The sequence below is a fragment of the Chitinophaga sp. genome (assembly GCF_035761305.1).
Taxonomy (GTDB): Bacteria; Bacteroidota; Bacteroidia; order Chitinophagales; family Chitinophagaceae; genus Chitinophaga.
In genome coordinates this window covers 57638-75199 of the sequence record NZ_DASTRI010000050.1, presented here as the reverse complement: position 1 = coordinate 75199, position 17562 = coordinate 57638, and the positions used below count along the sequence as shown (strand labels likewise).

Below are 17562 nucleotides of genomic sequence, written 5' to 3'. Positions count from 1 at the left end.
GGGCGTAATCAGCTATTTCCTATATTAGAGAAATATATGCAATGCCCGAACATCAAAACATAGAATATAAACAGAGCTGGCACGATGACTATCTGAAATGGGTAGTAGGTTTTGCTAATAGCCAGGGAGGTACTATTTACATTGGCAAAGATGATCATGGCAATATAACGGACGTGCCTGATTATAAAAAACTAATGGAAGATTTACCTAACAAGGTACGGGATGTATTAGGTATTATTGTAGATGTAAATCTTCATGAAAACGAAGGCAGGCATTATCTGGAGATTGTTACGCCACCTTACGCCGTACCTATTTCTTTACGCGGTGTTTACTATATCCGTAGCGGAAGTACTAAACAAGAGCTAAAAGGCAATGCCTTAATGGAATTTTTATTGCGGAAAACGGGTAAACCCTGGGATGGTATTATAGAGCCTTCAGCAACGATTAACGACATTGACACCAATGCTGTCAACTATTATTTAAATGCTTCAGAGAAAAGCGGACGTTTGCCCGTTTTTGAAGATATATCTCTGCCGGAACTATTGGAAAAATTACGCCTGTCAGAAGAAGGGAAGTTAAAGCGTGCAGCAATTATACTTTTCGGAAAAGACCCTGGCAAATTTTATCCCAATATGATTGTAAAAATGGGCCGGTTTGGCATTTCAGACGACGATTTAAAGTTCCAGGAAACGATTGAAGGTAATTTGATCCATTTACTGCAAGAAGTTCCGGGCATTTTAAATAGGAAATTTTTCACAAAGGCAGTTAGCTTTGAAGGGCTGTCCAGGATCGAAAAAGGCGAATACCCCGTAGCAGCTTTACGCGAAATGTTGTTGAATGCTTTGGTTCATAGGGACTATATGGGTAGTGCCATTCAAATTAGAATGTACGATAACCGATTCTGTAGCTGGAATGAAGGGTTGCTGCCACAAGGGTTATCCCTGGAGTCGCTAAAAAGACAACACCCTTCACGTCCCCGCAATCCACTTATTGCAGATGTGTGTTTTAAAGGAGGCTATATTGATGCCTGGGGTCGGGGTACACTTAAAATTATCAACTCCTGCCGTGATGCGGGTTTGCCAGATCCGGAAATTATTGAGCAGGATGGAGGTATTTTGGTGACTCTTTTTAAAGAAAGGTTTAACGAAACGGCATTGAAGAAAATGGGGTTGAATGAGCGTCAAATGAAAGCTGTTCAGTATATTTCAGAGCATGGAAGCATTACCAATACGCTATATCAACACATATTCACTGTGTCCAAAGCAACCGCAACCCGCGATTTACAATACTTGGAGCATAAGAGATTGATTATCAATAAAGGAACGAAGGGTTCAAGCTCTAAATATGAATTAAAGGGTTAGTTGGCTCATAGTTGGCTCAATTGGCTCATGGTTGGCTCATTAAAAAAGGTGTTCAACCGAACACCTTTTAATTTGAATATCTGTCCATAAAATACTTCGGCCAATAACGCCCTGCCCTTCAGATAAGCGCACCCTTTACTTCCATCCACCTCCCAGATCCCGGTAAACATTCACTACCGCATTCAGCTGCTCTTTCTTTGTTTCTATCAGCTCAAGCTTTGATTCCAGCGCATCCCGCTGCGTCATCAGCACTTCAAAGTAATCGGCCCGGGCCGACTTGAACAGGTCGTTGGCAATGTTGATGGACCTGGTCAGCGCATCTACCTGCTGTGATTTCAGCGCATAACTCTTTTCCAGGTTACTGATGTTGGAGAGTTGGTTAGCAACCTCCAGGTATGCATTTAAAATGGTTCGCTCATAGTTATACATGGCCTGCAGCTGCCGGGAATTGGCATTGTAAAACTCTGCTTTGATGGCATTGCGGTTAATCAGCGGCCCTGCAAGATCGCCGGTCAGTGAGTAAAGCAACGACTCGGGAAACCTGAACAGGTAAGACGGATTAAACGCCTGGAAGCCCACTGCCCCGGATATGCCGAATGAAGGATAAAATTCTGCGCGCGCCACTTTTACATCCAGCTTTGCGGCTACCAGCTCCAGCTCAGCCTGCTTTATGTCGGGCCGGTTGGCCAGTAACTGCGAAGGAATGCCGGAGCTTACCATCTGCGGCACCCGGCTTAAAAAGCCGCTCTTATCCCGGGGTATTTCCTGCGGGTACTGGCCTAACAGGAAGTTGATCTTATTTTCAGTTTCCTTTATCTGTTGCCGGATGTCAAACTCCAGGCTTTGGGATTTCAGCACTTCCGCCTGGAACTTCTGAACGGCCAGCTCCGTTGCCCTGGCAGCTTCTTTCTGAATTTTTACGATCTCCAGCGCGCTTTTCTGCAGCTCAATGTTTTGCTTCACAATTTCCAGCTGGTTATCCAGGGCCAGTAATTCGTAATACGAATTAGCCACTTCAGCGATCAGGTTGGTGAGCACAAAATTTTTGCCTTCCACTGTTGATAAATACCGGGTAACAGCCGCCTTTTTTGCATTATGCAGCTTTTTCCAGATGTCTACCTCCCAGTTTGCATAAGCTGCAACGGTGTAATCCATCAGCGGGTCCGGTACTTCCTTGCCGGGCGTGATCTCCGTAGACGCGTCGCCTGCGCCCTGGCTGGTGTACCGCCCTACTTTTTCAACGCCCGCACCGGCCCTTACGCCTACGGTCGGCAGCAATGCTCCCTGCCTGGACCGTATATCATTCCTTGCAATTTCAATTTCCTGCAGGGTGATCTTCAGCTCCTGGTTATTTTGCAGCGCTGTATCAATCAGGTTTACCAGGTACTGGTCTGTAAAAAATTTACGCCATTGGATGGCTGATATATTTGTTGTGTCCTGGCTATTGTTGTCGTAGGCCCCCGGCACTGTCCGGTTTTCATTTGCCGAAGTAACAGCCGGGATTTTGCAGCTTGCAATCACCACACAAATACTCAGCAGGCCTGTATATTGATATATCCTAAGCTTATACATTATGATCTATTTCTTCGGTTAACGGATTTTCTTCTTCATCTTTAACGAGCATGCGCCTTTCTGCAATTTTGCCGAATATGTAGTACAACCCTGGTATTACCAGCACGCCGAAAACAGTGCCCAAAAGCATACCGCCGGCAGCGGCAGTACCGATTGTTCTGTTGCCAATTTTACCCGGGCCGGTAGCAAACACCAATGGGATTAAGCCGGCAATAAATGCAAAGGAGGTCATGAGAATGGGGCGGAACCTCACCTTTGAGCCTTCCATAGCGGCCTGCAATACGGTGGCTCCCGCCCGGTGTCTTTGAACAGCAAACTCCACGATCAATACCGCATTCTTACCCAGCAAACCAATCAGCATCACCATTGCTACCTGCGCATAAATGTTATTCTCCAAACCAAATAGCTTCAGCAGGAGGAATGCGCCGAAAATGCCTGCCGGCAGGGAAAGGATCACTGCTAAAGGCAGGATAAAGCTTTCATATTGGGCAGAGAGGATCAGGTACACGAAACCAAGACAAATAAGGAATATGTAAATCGCCTGGTTACCCTGCGCTACTTCATCTTTGGAAATGCCGGCCCAGTCTATCCCAAAACCTCTTGGCAACGCTTTTTTGGCCACTTCGCTGATGACCTTAATCGCTTCACCGCTGCTGTAGCCCGGCGCAGCTGAACCGCTTATTTCCGATGAGTTGTACATGTTATGCCGGGTGATCTCCGACAGGCCGTACACCTTTTCCATTTTCATGAAGGCAGAGTAAGGCACCATTTCATCGCGGTCGTTCTTCACATACAGCTTCAGTATATCTTCCGGCAATGCCCTGTATTGTGGCAATGCCTGCACTATTACCTTGTACTGGCGGTCGTATTTAATAAAGCTGATCTCGTAGTTACTTCCTATCAGTGTAGAAAGCGTGTTCATGGCGTTGTCGATGGTTACGCCTTTTTGCTGGGCAATGTCGTTATCAACGCTTAGCATGTATTGCGGGAAGCTGGCGCTGTAAAAGGTAAATACCGATGCCAGCTCGGGGCGTTTACTCAGCTCCTGCACAAAGTCGCGGCTTACGGTTTCCATTTTTTTGTAATCCCCTGATCCTGCCTTATCCAGCAGGCGCAGCTCAAAACCGCCCGCAGCGCCATAACCTGGTACGGCCGGTGGTTGAAAAAATTCAATGGTGGCGCCTGTAATGTCTTTGGATTTTTCTTCCAGCTCTTTGATGATCTCCTGAACAGAATGTTTCCGTTCTTCCCAGCTTTTCAGGTTAATAAGGCAGGTGCCGGAGTTAGATCCTGTGCCTTCCGTGAGTATCTCGTAACCTGCCAGGGAAGAAACAGATTGCACGCCTTCAATACCTTCTGCAATTTTTTGCAATCTTTCCGCCACGCTGTTTGTTCTTTCCAGTGACGATCCCGGCGGTGTTTGAATAATGGCATAGAACATACCCTGGTCTTCATTAGGAATAAAGCCCGAAGGAACATGGTTGTTCAGGAACCATATGCCGGCGCAGAAGGCGAGCAGGATTCCAAAGGTGACCAGCCTTCTGCTAACAATACGCCCCAGCAGCTGCTGGTACTTACCCTGTGCGCGGTAAAACGAGTTGTTAAAGCCGTCGAGAAATTTATCTACCACTGTTTTCTTTTTAGGCTTGCCATGGTTATTCTTCAATATCATGGCGCAAAGCGCCGGTGTGAGGGTAAGCGCCACTATACCTGAAAGGATAATGGCAGTTGCCATGGTGATAGAGAACTGCCGGTAAAATATACCTACGGGGCCGGACATAAATGCAACCGGGATAAATACTGCCGCCATTAAAAATGTGATGGCAATAATAGCGCCGCTGATCTCATGCATAGCTCTTTTGGTAGCCTTGAGCGGCGAAAGATGCTCCGTTTCCATTTTGGCATGCACGGCCTCAATTACCACAATGGCATCATCCACCACTACGCCAATTGCCAGCACCAATGCGAATAAGGTGATGAGGTTTAGCGTAATGCCGAAGAACTGCATGAATACAAATGTGCCGATGAGTGACACCGGCACCGCCATAGCAGGGATCAGGGTGGACCGCCAGTCGCCCAGGAACAGGAATACCACCAATCCCACCAGCACAAAGGCTTCTACCAGCGTGTGGATCACTTTTTCAATAGAGGCGTCCAGGAACTTGGAAACATCATAGCTGATCTCATAATCCATTCCCTTAGGAAAAGCGTTTGCCTTGATCTCCGCCAGCTTGGCTTTTACATCCCTGATTACCTGACTGGCATTACTGCCGTATGATTGCTTGAGCACAATAGCCGCTGAAGGCCGTCCGTTCAGGTTGGAATAAATGTCGTACATCGAGCTGCCGAATTCTACGTCTGCCACGTCTTTCAGGCGAAGGATCTCACCGTTGGCGCTGGATCTTAAAATAACATTTTCATATTGCTCCCTGGAGCTGAACCTTCCCGAATACTTCAGTACATATTCAAATGACTGGGACCTTTTACCGGAGCTTTCCCCGGTTTTGCCGGGTGAAGCTTCCAGGCTTTGCTCATCCAGCGCTTTCATCACCTCATCGGCGGATATCTTGTAAGCCAGCATACGGTCGGGTTTCAGCCATATTCTCATGGCGTATTCCCGGTTACCAAGAATATCGGCAAATCCAACACCATCCACTCTTTTCAGCTCCGACAACAGGTTAATATCCGCGAAATTGAAAAGGAATTTCTGGTCGGTGTTGGGATCTGTACTATAAAGGTTAATGTACATGAGCATGTTAGACTCCTCACGGGTGATCTTAACACCTTCGCGTACCACCAGTGGCGGCAGCTTATTCACTACCGATGCCACGCGGTTTTGAACGTTTAACGATGCCTGGTTAGGATCGGTTCCCAGGTTGAATACTACCTGTATGGAAGCCTCCCCGTCATTACCTGCATCTGAGGCAATGTATTTCATTCCGGGAACGCCGTTGATGGCTCTTTCCAGGGGAATAACCACAGATTTGATCATTAATTCACCGTTTGCCCCCGGGTACTCCGCGGTAACATTCACCTTTGGCGGCGATATGGAAGGAAACTGTGTTACCGGCAGCTGGGTAATGGCCAGTACGCCCAGGAAAACGATAATAAGCGATATTACGATGGACAGAACCGGCCGCTGTATAAATTTGTTGAACATTGAGCTTTGCTATTGAACTTCCCTGTTACGAATTGAACTACTATTCCGCTTTTAACCGCAGGTGGGAAATAACTTCCCTGGGCGACTGGTATTCATAGTTGATTTTATCATCCTCTTTTACCTTTTGCACGCCTTCGAGCAGTATCTTATCATTTTCCGAAATGCCCTTTTGAACCACGTACAGGTCGGGCATTTCGCCGCTGATAGCAATGTTCCTCGATCTTATTACATTGTTTTTGTCCACTACAAAAACGTATTTTTTATCCTGGATCTCGTACGTTGCTTTCTGGGGAATGATGATTGCATCTTTAACCGGGATGGTCATTAAAACCTTACCGGTTTCGCCGTGCTTTAACAGCCTGTCGGGATTGGGAAACCTTGCCCTGAAGGCTATATTGCCGGTTTCACTATCAAACTCGCTTTCAACAGTTTCCACATCTCCCTTATAGGGCAGGGGGCGGTTATTCGCCAGCAGCAGGCTTACCTTGCTGTGAACTTTTGAATCGGTTTTATAGTCGAGGTATTCCGGTTCAGATACATTAAAGTAGGCGAACATCTGGCTGTTATCGGAAAGGCTGGTAAGTAATTCCCCTTCATCAATAAGGCTGCCCAGCTTTTTGGGAATACGGTCGATGGTACCGTCAAAGGGCGCCCTGATTTCTGTGAACGACAGGTGGAGCTTTGCCAGCGCTATTTCGGCTTTTGCCTGGTCAAGCCTGGCCTGGGCCACGGTTTGCTCGTTCTTTGAGATGATGTTTTTATCAACCAGGGTGGTTGCATTCTGCAGCTCTACTTCCGCTGCTTTAGCTTCTGCCTGGGCTTTCAGCAATTCAGCCTCATACATCTTAGGCATGATCCTGAACAGCAGCTGGCCGGCTTTTACAAACTGGCCTTCATCAACGTAGGTGTTTTGAAGGTAGCCTTTTTCCTGGGCCCTGATCTCGATGTTCCTTACAGAACGTATCTGGGAAACATACTCTTTGGTAAAGGAAGTATCTAGCTTTACCGGACTGGTAACGGTGTACTTGCTGATTGCTTCCTTTTCTTCTTTTTTTGATATGCAGCTTGTTTGGCACAACAGGGCAAACAAGCCCGTGAACACGACAATTCTATTCATGATATTAAATGGATAATGAGCGGTTGGCAGGTTGGAGGTTAGAAATTCCTTTGGATAGAAAAAGGCATCAGCAGCCGGAACCTGAACTTACATGCAGGAGGGGGTCATGTAATATACATCACACACCTTCGGTAGCCGATGTATATTTCTATCAGATTCTTAAAGCTCGTTGTACAACGCATTTATGCGAAGAATGGCTGCAAAAGGGTTGACGGTCTTTAAACCGGGAATTAGTTAAAATGAATGTGTGGGGCTGTGTTACATAAGGCCTCGTCAACAATTTATATTTCCTGGCAAAAAAGTTATTGCCACCATCCGCGTCCTCAATATCATCATCAACGAGGTATTCCTCTACTTCATTTGAAACGGTATTCTGGTTGGGATTTGTAAATTTTAATTGTTGAGCAGTTGTTGCAATAGTATGCGCGAGCGTGTTGCGATTGTAGTCATATTGAGAATCGGCATAAATGTAACCATACCCCTTTAACAGGAGGAAGCACAAGTATCCGAAAAATATAGCTACTCTCATTTGGGGGCCAAAATTAGTAAAAGTTTGAGAGCGAAAAAACAATCATATAGCCGGATTCGTAAAAAAAAGGTTAAATTTTCTATTCATGCTAATATGACATATACATTCAGTAATAGTGTAATATTAGTTAACACTATCATTATCATTTCTTCCTGAAAATTTGGGTAATTCGTCGCCACCAATTAGTTTTTTTTCCGCGGAAAGAGTAGCGTTCTTTACAACGGTTATTGCACCGGTTATTGCGTACATCCGTTGTGTGGCGTAGCCCGTAACCACCAGCTCTTTCAGCTCTGTAACAGACTGCTGCAGGGTAATGACCGGCGGCGCCGCCAGCTGCTCATACGTAAAGGAAATCTCTTTGGCCTCATAGCCAACCGCGCTGATCTTCAATGTGAACAGCTGCTCCTTATTGCCGGCAGGCAGGTTTATCTGAAAACAGCCTGTTTTATCTGTAATGCCACCTATGCCCTCATGGCCCTGTAAAGCGATGGTTACACCGGGCAGGCCCTCATTGTGGAATTTGTCCACAACTTTACCTTCAAACCGGATGGGAACATTATTTTTCACCGGATGACCATATGCAGTTATGGCAGGCTGGCCCGCAAGTGACATTTGCTCCTGCGCTTTGCTGCCGCCCGGTACAATGGCTGCTATGAAAGAGGTTAACAGGGCAGCGGGAAATAAAGCAGGTGACTTTCTTCTGCCAGCTGCAAGATTACGATGCAGCTGCGCCGGCAGCAACCGGCCGCAGACCTGTGAAGTATTGCTTAGTACTGATATGATCTCCTCATCCGTCATTGCAGAAAAGTCTGTTACCTTTTTACAGCAATGCCGGCAGAACCGGCCGTCTTCCACAGGCGTCATATCGCTCCATGCCTGCGTGCAGGGTTCAGGAATACTTAGTACCAGGGATGTTTTTTTTCTCATAGGTATTTAAATGTAACTATTATCTTTTACAGTTACGCTATATTAAAATCAATGATTTTTTACAATTCTCCCGCTCCTGTCCCAGGTAGTTTTGCATAAAAAATAAGGAGGTTAACATGTCAGTAACAGAAAGCAACAAAGCAGTGATCCGCAAATTGTACGACGTGGCGCTCAATAAACGCCGGCTGGATTTATTACAGGACCTGATAGCGGAAGAATACACCGGGCCGCAGGGACAAAAAGGAGCAGCCGGCTTTGAGGCGCCTGTTGCGCCGCTTATTAATGCCTTCCCGGATATGCAATGGAACATTGAAACATTGATAGCAGAAGGTGATGAAGTGGTGGTAAGCTGGAAATTGACGGGCACGCATACCGGCCAATTCACTTATATCGCTCCTACAGGAAAAATGGTTACGAGCGGAGGTATGGGCATTTATTTGCTGAAGGATGGTAAAGTAACGGCCAGCAATATTTATACTGACCGTCTTGGATTTTTGCAGGCGCTGGATGTATTGCCGCAGGACATTGGCACATTGTACACTATCAAACAGCAATAGCAATCCGGTTAAAGGCGGCACCCTTAAAAGTACTGCATCAGCCTTATGCCGGGCGTTACGCCTTTAAAGAAATCGTTGAAATAAAGCATGGGTTCCAGCTTTGTTTTTCCTTCAAATAAGGACAGCCGCCCCGCTCCGATCCTAATGGTGTGCGGTGCTACATAATCGCCCTCCCGGTGTACCAGGTAGCCCACGGAAAAAATAAACAGCATGGAAGATTCACGGCCCACCCGCTTTTCAGGGCCCTGCCCGTAACTCAGGGTCAGGAAATCATTGCGGTAGGTTGTTAATTTTCCATTGCTGTTTTTACCAAAAAAGAACATGGGTTCCCAGTAAATACCAATCTCCCGCTTTATCCTGGAATTACGGGATATAATACTGGTGGTTACCGTAGCCCCCAGGCTGAACGACGGCGCAAAATAGTTCTTGTAGTTCTGGGCGCCTGCGGCTGCCGTTAATGCAAGCATATCTCCCGGCATATCAAATAAACCCTGCCCCATCTTAGCTGAAATAGCGGGGTCGTTTGTTAAATGCATACGGCCGTCTTTTCCCCTGGTCCAGTTGGTTCTATAGTTTTGTTTAAGCGCACGGAGCTTTTCATTCAGCCGGCCATCTGCATAAGCGCCCAGCTCACTCCAGCTGTTCATGAAAAAACTGATCCGGTAAGAGAGGCCGGCCTTGTTTTTACCGGTGCCCGTGCTGCCGGCCAGGTTAATGGTGTCCTGCTCCAGCTTTAATGCGGCTGCCTCACCCTGCTGAATAACATAGCTGGTACTGTTAGGCCGGCCCTGCCGGATGCGTATCTTTTTAGCCGGCGCTGTTTCAATAACATAGTCAATGCGCTTATACAGCAGGTCATCGGACAGCGAGTCTTTCAGCGGCGCCAGGTTTTGCAGGAAATCCCTTACCAGGGAGTCTGCATTGCCTATGCGCTCCAGGTCGGCAATATCTATCAGCTCCACCTCCATTTTATTTCCTTTATCCAGGTCAACCTGGAAGCGCCGGGTTATTTTATCTGCCGGCAATTCAAATGTTTTGTCTTCATTGGTTACGTTTGTTTTATCCTGCGCACATACCATTCCCGCGATGCTGCAGCACAGCACCAGTAAGCTGACCGTTCTTTTCATACAGTTAATTTTTTTGAGAGAGGCGGATATTTAATGTATTGTTTGCAATGGTGGGGCTGCCTAGCCCTGTGGGACCATTAATTCTTATTGTAAAGGGCTTATACTCTGGGTATACAATGTCGGTATTCCCGGCTGCACCCAGCTCATTGATATGCACCACCCGCATTTTTTTTGCTGCCTTTGCAGCAGGAGCGGCCGCCAGCATGGTATCTGCTGTACGCACCATGTCCTGTGCTGCAGCAGGCGGCAGGTGTATGGGATTAACCGGCGGAACAACAACGGGATGGGCCGACAACATATCCGGCTTTGCGGTGGAAACCAGCCCCGCATTTTCCTGCACCGGCTCAACAGGCGCCGGTTTTTTTAGCGGCAAAAGGGTTGCCGGCGTATCTGAATGGCGGTACACTACTGCCGGCAGCGTACGTATTTCAACAGTATGCTTTGTATGCCTTAGCCATAGCGGCAGCAGGCCGGCTGCCAGCAAACAGGCGGCCGCGCTCCAGTACCAGGCTGCCTTGCGCCTGCTTTTGTTGTGCTGCATACGCGCATGCAGGCGATCCCAGGCAGCTGCTTTGTTGGGCGCTGCTTCTCCTGGCACATGGTCTAATTCCTCCAGCCTGCTTATCCAGGTTTTATTGGGTGCTTCGTTTGACATAAGTAATGTTTTTTTGCAGCAGCATTTTTTGCAATAACGACCTGGCTTTGCTTAGCTGTGATTTGGATGTGCCTTCTGAAATACCCAGCAAGGCGGCAATTTCCGTATGCGGCATGCCTTCAATTACATGCAGGTTAAAAACCGTGCGGTAACCGGTTGGCAACTGCACCACCAGGTTAAAAATATCTGCTGCTGATAAATTGTTCAATACCTCTTCCTCCAGCGGAATGGCTGCTGCCGCGGTTTCCGACACCACCACAAAGGCTTGCTTCTTTCGCAGGAACATCAGGCATTCATTGATCATGATGCGCTTAAGCCAGGCATATAATGCCGCATCGCCCTGGTAGTTAAATGCTTGCAGTCCTTTAAAGAATTTGTAAAACCCGTCCAGCATCAGCTCTTCCGCATCTTCCTGGTTCCTTACATACCGGCGGCATACCAGCAGCATTTTATCTGCCAGCTGGTCAAATATGCACTTCTGGGCAGCACTGCTGCCCTGCTTTGCTTCTTTTATCAGTGCCGGTATATCCATTCCATTGTTAAATGATCTATAGGTATAAATGCAAACGGCTGTCAAAGGGTTGCCCCGCGGCACACATTTTTTTGCCGCTGCCCTGCGCCGGAATGAAAAAACGCCCATAAGGCTTCCCTCATGAGCGTTTCAGCTGTATATAAATGATGTAATCATTCTACTCCTTTCACCCGCATCTGCAACGTATAAATAGCTTCTGATGCGGTAATGAACAGGGTTTGACGGTCTTTGCCGCCAAAACAGATATTGCCGGTCCAGTGCCTGGGAATGGGAATGTTCCCCAGCTTTTTGCCTGTTTTGTCATAAATGGTTACGCCGTTGCCGGTAATGTACAAATTGCCTTCGTTGTCCAGCGTCATGCCATCGGAGCCCTGGGCTACAAACAGCTGCCGGTCTGTTAAGGAGCCATCTTCATTAATCCGGTATTTATACGTTTTATCATCTTCTATATCCGCCACAAACAAATATTTCCCGTCCGGCGTGCCTACAATGCCGTTAGGTTTTACCAGCTTATCATCCGCCACTACGGCCGCTTTTGCACCCGGGGGTAGATAATATACTTTTTGTTCTTCAATTTCAGGCTGGGTGCGGTCCCAGTAATCGCGCTGGTAATAGGGATCGGTAAAGTAAATACCGCCTTTGTCGTCAATCCAAAGATCGTTGGGGCCGTTCAGGCGCTTGCCTTCATAATCGCCCAGCAGCACCGTTACTTTTTTATCAGGGCTAATGGACCACAGCTCGTCTTTTTCATCGGCGCAGGCAACAATGTTGCCTTTTTTGTCGAAGTACAACCCGTTGGACCGGCCGGTTTTATCCATGAATAAAGACAGGTGACCGCTGGCATCGTATTTCCATATCTTATCGTTAGGCTGGTCGGTAAAATAAATATCGCCCTGTGCATTCACTGCCGGACCTTCTGTAAACTTAAACTGGCTGGATATTTCCTTTACAACGGCACCGGGCGCCACCACCGGTATGTCCTGGGCAAATGTGGAATTGTGCATGGCTAACAGTAGTATTAACAATACGTGATAACGTGTAATCATACCGTAAGTTAGATAAAAAGCGGAACGGTTCCTTTATTTATAAAATAGTTATATATTCAATCCTTTGTTTAATATTTATCCAACCAGGAGTTTACCTATGTTCGGGCAACTGATAGCAAAACGCATTTTAAGAAAGATTGACAGCTTCCGTAAAATAGACGGCTGGCTGAGCGACCAGGAAGCGCTGGGCCTTTACCTGGCGGCCCGCAGCCTGCCACGCGGCGCCACCATTGCAGAAATAGGCAGCTGGCAGGGTAAAAGCACCTACTGCCTTGCCATGGGCCTGCGCTCCGGCACCTTACATGCTATTGACCCGTTCAATGCAGACAGCGGGGAAGATACGGACAGCGAAGCGGCGTATAAGGAAAAGAAAGGCAGCCGCGACCTGCTGGCGCAGTTTAAGCAAAACATGCAGGAGCGGAATGTGCTGAACAAGATTGTGATAAAGCAGGGGTACTCGCAACAGTTTCACCAGGCGTTTAATACCATTGACCTGCTGTTTATTGACGGCGACCACTCCATTAACGGGTGCAGCCTTGACTTTGAGCTGTATGCGCCCAAAGTACCTGCTGGCGGGCTCATTGCCTTTCATGACTATTATGCAGACCGGCCGGAGCTTGGGCCTACTTATGTTATAAAAAACAACGTGCTGCCTTCACCGCATTTCCGGTTTTACCGGCAATACGACTCCCTGTGGATAGCGCAGAAAACCGCTTAATGCTGCTGCCACTCCGAGTAACGGGTTTCTTCCGGCACATCGGTGCTGCTCTCAAAATTCAGGGCATAGCCATCGGGGTCCTGTATGCCTATTACCCACATGTTGTTGCCTACAAAAGGCTCCATTGGCGCCATTCCGTTAGCTACAAACTCGTGGTACAGGGCAAGGGCATCCTCACAAATAAAGAAAATGGAAACGCCTATGCCTACCTGTCCGTCGGGGGTCCAGGCGTTGTTCCCATCGCCGTTGTACTCCTGTAGCATAAGCACAGCGCCTTCGCGCTGCACACAACACCATTCAATCCTTTCTCCGGGCATCCACTTGGCAATAACCTCAAAGCCCAGCCCATCCACGTAAAAGCGAAGGGAGGCCTCCATATCTGCTACGGCAAAAAACGGCACGGTTTGCTGAATATTTTTTGCCGGTTGATCCTGATTCATACTTGAAAAATATTAGGGGTATTTTACGGGTTTCGTGTAACGATAACATGTTTTCTGCAGGGCGGCCAATGTAACCAGCCAGCCGTGCTGAAATTCCGTACGTTAATATACAAAAAAAAGCCCCCGGAATTATTTCCCGGGGGCTTTTATGTTCCTGCGTTAGCTTTCTGAAACCCGGTTGCTACGCCGGTTTTTAAAACTGGAAATATATGAATGTACTGCTGCTTTCCTGGCTCAATATCAGCAATATAAGCATGGCCGACCATACCGTGCCGGTTATCCACCAGGGCAGTTTATACGCGGCATCTATCACCTTTGTATTGCGCAGCACCCAGTGCACAATGAGCATGCCTGCTATTACCACCGCTACTTTCAGGATGGCCAGGCTGCTGAGCAGCGGCACAGCGCCCTGCGCCAGCCCTGCCATGGCAGTGAGTATTTTACCTGCGCCGGCAAAGGTGGTGGCCCGGAAAAACACCCAGGTAATATTTACCAGGAAAAAAGTGAGCAGCGCGTAAAGTATACCACGGTATGCTTTGGGCAATTGCGGGTTGGATGCAGGCGCCGCAGCAGCCAGCCGGCTGTTCTTCCTGTCCTCAAAAAATTTCTCCACCCACAAATACAGCCCGTGTAAACCACCCCAGGCTACAAAGGTCCAGTTGGCGCCATGCCACAGGCCACCCAGCAACATGGTAATCATGAGGTTAACATATGTACGGAACTTTCCTTTGCGGTTGCCGCCCAATGGTATGTATAAATAATCCCGCAGCCAGGCAGACAGTGTAATATGCCAGCGCCGCCAGAAATCAGAAAAGCCGGTAGCTGCATAAGGGGTTTGGAAATTCTGCGGCAGCGTAAAGCCCAGGCTCAGGGCTGCGCCTACCGCACACATAGAGTAGCCGGCAAAATCAAAGAATATTTGCCCGGTAAAGGCCAGTACGCCCATCCACGCATCCAGGGCAGTAAGCGCCTGCGGCGTATTGAACACGGCATCTGCAGAAGCAGCCAGCATGCCATCGGCCAGCACTACTTTCATGAACAGCCCTAATGAAAGCAGGAACAAGCCATCCAGCAGCTGTTTATGTGTAGCCGTGCGCGGTTGCTCAAACTGGGCGGCCAGCTGCGGCGGGCGCACAATGGGGCCGGCAACCAGGTGCGGGAAAAAGGTTACGAACAGGCCAAAGTCGAGCAGCGTGGGAATAGGCTTGCTTTCCCTTTTATACATATCTATGGTGTAGCACAGCGTGGTGAATGTATAAAACGAGATGCCGGCGGGCAATATGATGTTGGACTTAGGCGGATGATAGCTCCAGCCCAGAGCATTTACCACAGATACAAAGTTTTCCATGAGAAAACCGCCGTACTTGAAAAAGCATAGCATGCCCAGGTTGCCAATAAGGCTGATAACCAGCAGCCCACGGCGCTTGTGTATATTATTTTGGGTGTATAGTGCCTTGCCCACAAAGTAGTCTACAATGGTAGACAGCCATAGCAGCAGGATGAATGGCGGGTTCCATGCCGCGTAAAAAATATAGCTGGCTGCCAGGAGGTTAACCTTCTTTGTTTTCCAGCTAAACGGCAGGTTGTGTAAAACAAGCACAATCACAAAAAACACGATGAACGTATACGAGTTGAAAATCATGATGGGGTAATTTGTTACTGTTAATAAGATCACGTTAAAGTTGTACAAATGACGGCGGCAGCAGCGAAATCAAAGCCTTTGTATAGGCCCGCGCGTCGCGGGGCTGCAGGTGCGACCACTCCGGGCAAACAAAATGCCGGGTGCTTTCGTAATCCATAAAATGAATGCCGGGGCATTGGGTGCTGGCTAACAGCACATCCCACAGCTTTTCCCGGGGAAAGGCCTTTTGCTCCACCTGCCAGAACATACCGGAGGATGGTGTGCGCACAAATACCACCTCTCCTCCGCGCGATTTTATTTTATGCACTGCCGTGGCTACAGCCTTCAGCACTTCCGGCACCATGTTGGGCGGCGGCGGGGGCGCTTTTGCTCCCATTGTCAGAAAACCGGCCCAGATGTTCTGCACCATATGCTGCAACAACGTGTCCTGCACAAAACGGTCGTCCATATAGGTTTGCCGGCTTGCGCTTACCTTATAAAAATCCGCGGGAAACATTGGCACATCAAAGGCCTGCCTGCCGGGCCTGGGCGGCACAGGCAGCTTATCCAGCTGCGCGTTCAGGGAAAGAAAGCGTTTATCCAGGAACACGAACTGCGACTCCAGCAGGTTATTCAGGTAATAGCCCGCTTTTTGCGCCGGTGTTTCTGACCGGTAATAATTTATATTGCCGGTGGGCTCTTTGCTATACTCCGGCATGTTGGAAAAGAACAGCGGTTCTGTTACATCTACCACCAGCTTGCCATGAAATGCAGTATCATCGGCAAGGTCCAGCAGCACCGGCACCGGTGAATTACCTTCAATGGAAAGCTGTACTGCGCTGCGGCCGGTCAGCTTTTCCCAGGTGGGAATATCCAGGTCATATTTGATCCTGGATGACCCGATGAATACAGTTGTTTGCTTTGGGGAGTTGTACACCATGGCCCGCTGCGCCGCCCATTGAGGGGCAGCATCGTCATAAGACAGGATGAACCCGTTTGCACGCAGATAGTACTCCCAGCTGCCAATTACAGCTACTACCACTACGATCATAAATAACGCAGGCCGTACAAGATTTTTACTTGACATTTTAACAGTTAACTTTTTGAAACATTAAACAATACAGTTACTTCTTTACCGCATAAGTACATGTAAGCGCCGCTCAAACAGTTGCCTTGGGGTATTGGGATTAATAACAATTACGTAGTAATACGTATTGTTTCCTGGGGCAACAAAAAGCCTGTGATCATCTGCCATAAAGTGATGCATCCTCATATCCGGATAACTGCCGGATGCCGTCACTCTCCTGTTATGCGTAAATTTGAGGGGCAAAGGTACAGGCGGGGCTACGCATAAAAGCCCGTAGTAACACGTATATTTGTATATAGGCGTTAGCACCTTATTGCTGACCATCGTTTTGCATGCACATTCATACTTACATACCGGTACAGCGTTTACAACCCTTTATCAGGAACTTCCTGGTTGTTGAAAGCGAGCAGGGCACAGATAACAGCGTACTGCCAGATACAGCGGCGGTAATGGCCTTCCGCTTTAAAGGGCAGGTAAGCAGCAACAGTGCGGGTAACAGCGGTATTTTACCGGCGGCCTGTATTTCCGGCATCCGTAAAACCGTACGGGTCATGCAATATGCCGCCAACACCGGTACGCTCATCATTACTTTCCGGGGCGCCGGCGCAGCTGCCTTCTTTAAAGCGCCCCTGCATGAAATTTTTGAGCAAAGCATGCCGCTGGATGCACTTACAGGCACCCGGCAGCTGGATAGTATTACAGAACGGCTGTGTGCCGCGGCAAACCATACGGCACGCTTTCGCATAGCGGAGCAATGGCTGCTGTCTATACTGCAAACCCGTATGCCCGACACGCGCATACAGGCAGCTGTGCAGCACCTGGCAACAGCCGCCGCCCCCCTTAAAATAAAAGACCTTTGCTACCAGCTGAACATCAGCCAGGATGCGCTGGAAAAACGCTTCCGCAGCCAGGTAGGCACTACTCCCAAGCAATACGCGGGCATTGTACGGTTAAGAAAGTTCATTGCCCGGTATACGCCTGAACAAACCCTTACTGCCCAGGCGTATGACGCCGGTTATTTTGACCAGGCCCATTTTATTAAAGACTTCAAAGCCTTTACCGGTCAGGCTCCGCAGGATTTTTTCCGGTCGCCTGCTTTCTGGTAACCGCTGT

Annotated in this window: 15 protein-coding genes; 4 read left to right on the top strand and 11 right to left on the bottom strand. The window is 48.3% G+C overall.

Annotated features, from left to right (window positions below; genetic code table 11):
- Positions 1 to 41 precede the first annotated feature (41 nt).
- Complete coding sequence (locus VFS25_RS05065; protein WP_326461036.1) at positions 42 to 1361, top strand: ATP-binding protein; 1320 nt, start codon at positions 42 to 44, stop codon at positions 1359 to 1361.
- A 135-nt stretch (positions 1362 to 1496) separates the two neighbouring features.
- On the opposite strand, the gene VFS25_RS05060 is transcribed toward VFS25_RS05065, so the two are convergent.
- The 4 genes from VFS25_RS05060 to VFS25_RS05045 form a co-directional block, all read right to left on the bottom strand.
- Complete coding sequence (locus VFS25_RS05060; protein WP_326461035.1) at positions 1497 to 2933, bottom strand: TolC family protein; 1437 nt, start codon at positions 2931 to 2933, stop codon at positions 1497 to 1499.
- Positions 2926 to 6093 (bottom strand): efflux RND transporter permease subunit, encoded by a 3168-nt coding sequence (locus tag VFS25_RS05055; RefSeq protein WP_326461034.1) that lies wholly within the window; start codon positions 6091 to 6093, stop codon positions 2926 to 2928. The genes VFS25_RS05060 and VFS25_RS05055 overlap by 8 nt, the downstream gene beginning before the upstream one ends.
- 40 nt (positions 6094 to 6133) lie before the next feature.
- Positions 6134 to 7210 carry an efflux RND transporter periplasmic adaptor subunit gene (locus tag VFS25_RS05050; RefSeq protein ID WP_326461033.1) on the bottom strand — a complete coding sequence of 359 codons (1077 nt, stop codon included), beginning with the start codon at positions 7208 to 7210 and terminating at the stop codon, positions 6134 to 6136.
- Between the two features lie 652 nt (positions 7211 to 7862).
- Positions 7863 to 8666, bottom strand: a complete 804-nt coding sequence (locus VFS25_RS05045; protein WP_326461032.1) for a carboxypeptidase-like regulatory domain-containing protein — start codon at positions 8664 to 8666, stop codon at positions 7863 to 7865.
- A gap of 116 nt (positions 8667 to 8782) precedes the next feature.
- Here VFS25_RS05045 and VFS25_RS05040 point away from each other — a divergent pair, with 116 nt between their 5' ends.
- Positions 8783 to 9223: an ester cyclase gene (locus VFS25_RS05040; protein ID WP_326461031.1), complete on the top strand. Its 441-nt coding sequence runs from the start codon at positions 8783 to 8785 to the stop codon at positions 9221 to 9223.
- Positions 9224 to 9246: 23 nt separating this feature from the next.
- On the opposite strand, the gene VFS25_RS05035 is transcribed toward VFS25_RS05040, so the two are convergent.
- The 4 genes from VFS25_RS05035 to VFS25_RS05020 form a co-directional block, all read right to left on the bottom strand.
- Entirely contained in the window at positions 9247 to 10350 is a 1104-nt protein-coding gene (locus VFS25_RS05035) for a hypothetical protein (protein ID WP_326461030.1), read from the bottom strand.
- A gap of 4 nt (positions 10351 to 10354) precedes the next feature.
- The gene (locus VFS25_RS05030) at positions 10355 to 11005 is read right to left on the bottom strand and encodes a hypothetical protein (RefSeq protein WP_326461029.1); all 651 of its coding nucleotides are present in this window, start codon (positions 11003 to 11005) and stop codon (positions 10355 to 10357) included.
- On the bottom strand, positions 10983 to 11537 hold the full coding sequence (locus tag VFS25_RS05025) for a sigma-70 family RNA polymerase sigma factor (protein WP_326461028.1): 555 nt from the start codon (positions 11535 to 11537) through the stop codon (positions 10983 to 10985). The genes VFS25_RS05030 and VFS25_RS05025 overlap by 23 nt, the downstream gene beginning before the upstream one ends.
- 152 nt (positions 11538 to 11689) lie before the next feature.
- A complete protein-coding gene (locus VFS25_RS05020) occupies positions 11690 to 12541 on the bottom strand; it encodes an SMP-30/gluconolactonase/LRE family protein (protein WP_326461027.1) in 852 nt (283 codons plus the stop codon).
- A gap of 139 nt (positions 12542 to 12680) precedes the next feature.
- Between VFS25_RS05020 and VFS25_RS05015 the strand changes: the two genes are divergently transcribed.
- A complete protein-coding gene (locus tag VFS25_RS05015; protein WP_326461026.1) occupies positions 12681 to 13301 on the top strand; it encodes a class I SAM-dependent methyltransferase in 621 nt (206 codons plus the stop codon).
- On the opposite strand, the gene VFS25_RS05010 is transcribed toward VFS25_RS05015, so the two are convergent.
- From VFS25_RS05010 to VFS25_RS05000, 3 genes are all read right to left on the bottom strand, one after another.
- Positions 13298 to 13741 (bottom strand): VOC family protein, encoded by a 444-nt coding sequence (locus tag VFS25_RS05010; RefSeq protein ID WP_326461025.1) that lies wholly within the window; start codon positions 13739 to 13741, stop codon positions 13298 to 13300. The genes VFS25_RS05015 and VFS25_RS05010 overlap by 4 nt on opposite strands.
- Positions 13742 to 13934: 193 nt before the next feature.
- On the bottom strand, positions 13935 to 15383 hold the full coding sequence (locus VFS25_RS05005) for an MBOAT family O-acyltransferase (RefSeq protein WP_326461024.1): 1449 nt from the start codon (positions 15381 to 15383) through the stop codon (positions 13935 to 13937).
- A gap of 34 nt (positions 15384 to 15417) precedes the next feature.
- Complete coding sequence (locus VFS25_RS05000) at positions 15418 to 16449, bottom strand: hypothetical protein (RefSeq protein ID WP_326461023.1); 1032 nt, start codon at positions 16447 to 16449, stop codon at positions 15418 to 15420.
- A 332-nt stretch (positions 16450 to 16781) separates the two neighbouring features.
- Here VFS25_RS05000 and VFS25_RS04995 point away from each other — a divergent pair, with 332 nt between their 5' ends.
- Complete coding sequence (locus VFS25_RS04995; protein WP_326461022.1) at positions 16782 to 17555, top strand: helix-turn-helix transcriptional regulator; 774 nt, start codon at positions 16782 to 16784, stop codon at positions 17553 to 17555.
- Positions 17556 to 17562: the final 7 nt, after the last annotated feature.